The organism is Amycolatopsis sp. SID8362, assembly GCF_010550475.1.
Taxonomy (GTDB): Bacteria; Actinomycetota; Actinomycetes; order Mycobacteriales; family Pseudonocardiaceae; genus Amycolatopsis; species Amycolatopsis eburnea.
On the sequence record NZ_JAAGNB010000456.1, the window covers coordinates 1 to 2,622 of the forward strand.

Here is a 2,622-nt window from a genome sequence, read left to right on the forward strand (position 1 = left end):
GACCGCACCGAAGGCGCCGAACTGGTGGTCACCGCGAGCGCGATCGCGGAAGCCGTGCGGGCCGACGCCGAACGGCTCGACGGCGTCAGCCGCGCCCGCGTCCGCGCCGTCGGCTCGCGCACCGCCCCGGCGTTGCGCGTGACGCTGTGGCTGCACGAAGGCACCGACCTCAAGAGCGTCTGGGCCGGCCTCGACAGCCAGGTGCTGGCACGGGCCCGGGAATCGCTCGGCCTCGACGCGCTACCCACCGCCGTCCGCCTGGAACTCGACACGGCCCCGGCGAAACGCGTGCGCTGAGCCGGGCTTTTGCGCAGAATGCGCAGCATGCCCCTACCGCTGCAGCCGCCGCTGAAGCCGATGCTCGCCAAGCCGTCGAAGGCCATCCCGGACTCCGGCGGCCTGCTGTTCGAGCCCAAGTGGGACGGCTTCCGCTGCCTCGTCTTCCGCGACGGCGACGAGCTGTACCTGCAGTCCCGCGCGGAAAAGCCGCTCAACCGGTACTTCCCCGAAGCGGTGGCCCGGCTGCTGGAAGTGCTGCCGCCGCGGGTCGTGCTGGACGGCGAGCTCGTCGTCGCCCGCGACGGACGGCTGAACTTCGACGCCCTCACCGAGCGGATCCACCCGGCCGAAAGCCGGATCACGCTCCTGGCGGCCGAGCAGCCCGCGGAGTTCGTCGCCTTCGACGTCCTCGCCCTCGGCGACGACCTGCTGCTCGACGAGCCGACGTCGGCGCGGCGCGACCGGCTCGTCGAGCTGGCCGGCGAGAACTTCCCGCTCACCCCGGCCACCACCGACCCGGCCACCGCGCGGCACTGGTTCGAGCTGTTCGAAGGCGCCGGCCTCGACGGCGTCATCGGCAAGCCCCTGGACGAGCCGTACTCGCCCGGCAAGCGCGTGATGCTCAAGTACAAGCACGTGCGCACCGCCGACTGCGTGCTGGCCGGACTGCGCTGGCACGTCGACGGCGGCCCCGGCGAACTGGTCGGTTCGTTCCTGCTGGGCCTGTTCGACGACGCCGGGGTGCTGCACTACGTCGGCACGGTCGGGTCGTTCCCGATGCCGAAGCGCCGCGAGCTGGCCGAGGAGCTGGCGCCGCTGGTCACCGACGGCGAAGACCACCCGTGGGGCGGCCTCGCGAAGGGCGAGGGGCAGCGCATCCCGGGCGCGATCACCCGCTGGCGCGCCACCGAGCACGAGTGGGTGCCGCTGCGGCCCGAGCGCGTCGTCGAAGTCGCCTACGAGAACACCGAAGGCGGGATGCCGTCGCGGTTCCGGCACAACGCGCGGTTCAAGCGCTGGCGGCCGGACCGCGAAGCCGCTTCGTGCGACTACAGCCAGCTGGAGGAGCCGGCCCGCTACGACCTCGACGCCGTGTTCCGCGGCCAGGTCGTGCGGACCCGCTAACCCTCGTCCCACACCGGCCGTGCGAAGCTCGGCGGTACTGCTGCCCTTGATCGAACGTGAGGACCTCGCCCGTGCGCCGCCGCCGTTCCCGTGTCCTGGTCGCGCTGCTCGCCCTGGCCTCCGCCGCGGGGTGCGCCGCCGGGCCGTCGGTGCGCCCGGCGCTGGTCGAGAACGACGGGAAGACCACCGGCAGCACGCCCGCCGGGACGCCGTCGGTGCCGCTGCCGCCGCTGGCCGAACCGCAGTCGCCGTCGCTGAAGTGGTCCGACTGCGACGACGACACCCGGCAGCGGATCGGCACCCCGCCGGTCCCGGGCAGCCTGCACTTCACCTGCGCCCGCGTCACCGCCCCGCTGGACGCGCCGGGCGAGCCCCGCCGGTCGCTGGTGCGGCTGCTGGCGCTCAAGGTCGGCAGCGGGCCGGTGCCGCTGGTGGTCGTCAACGACGTCGACGGCGAGCCGGGCACGGTGTACGCCGCGCGGCTGGCTGCGACGCTGCCGCCGGCGTTCCTGGAGAAGTTCTCGCTGGTGGGCGTGGACCGCCGCGGCACCGGGATGTCCGGCGCGGCCCAGTGCGTGCCGCCGGACATCCGCCACGACCTGATCGACGCCGACCCGGCGCAGGGCGACCTGCAGGACGTGCTGGACGCGGCCCGCAAGGCCGGCCAGCAGTGCGCGATCGAGCTGGACGACTCCCAGACCGCGCTGGACAGCTGGCGCGCGGCGGGCGACCTCGAAGAGGTGCGCAAGCAGCTGGGACTGGAGCACCTGAACGCGCTCGGCCGCGGCGACGGCTCGAAGGTACTGGCCGAGTACGCGGTCCGCTTCCCGGCCCAGGTCGGCCGCATGGTCCTCGACGGCGTCCCGGACCCGGGCGCGGACACCGCGGCGGTGCTCGACGCGGTCGCCGCCGGCGCCCAGTCCACATTGGACGCCTTCGGCACGGACTGCGCGTCCCGCGGCTGCGCGCTGGGCGACCCGAAGGCGGCACTGGCGGCGTTGACCGATCAGCTGCGCGCGAACCCGCCGTCGACCGACGACGGCGTCGCGTTCGGCCCGGGCGTGGCGATGTTCGCGGTCTACTCGGGACTTTCCCAGCGTTCGCGCTGGCCGGAACTGGCGGACGCGGTGGTCGCGGCCCGGGCCGGCAACATCGGCCCGCTGGCGGCGTTCGCGGCCCCGGTCCTGCACGACTCGCGCGCACAGCCGTCCCGCATCG

2 protein-coding genes and 1 pseudogene are annotated in these 2,622 nt (G+C 74.3%); all 3 read left to right on the plus strand.

Annotation, left to right across the window (positions count from 1 at the left end; genetic code table 11):
* Nucleotides 1-297, plus strand: a pseudogene (locus G3I65_RS14395) (alkaline shock response membrane anchor protein AmaP); the annotation flags it as partial.
* A gap of 27 nt (nucleotides 298-324) precedes the next feature.
* Nucleotides 325-1,404 (plus strand): ATP-dependent DNA ligase, encoded by a 1,080-nt coding sequence (locus G3I65_RS14400; protein ID WP_160696559.1) that lies wholly within the window; start codon nucleotides 325-327, stop codon nucleotides 1,402-1,404.
* 71 nt (nucleotides 1,405-1,475) lie between these two features.
* Nucleotides 1,476-2,622 (plus strand): alpha/beta fold hydrolase (locus tag G3I65_RS14405; RefSeq protein ID WP_160696560.1); only part of this gene is annotated, 1,147 nt, incomplete at its 3' end.

What these genes read in the sequence shown, in the direction of transcription:
- G3I65_RS14400 (WP_160696559.1), top strand. Translation starts at nt 325, where the DNA reads ATGCCCCTACCGCTGCAGCCGCCGCTGAAGCCGATGCTCGCCAAGCCG.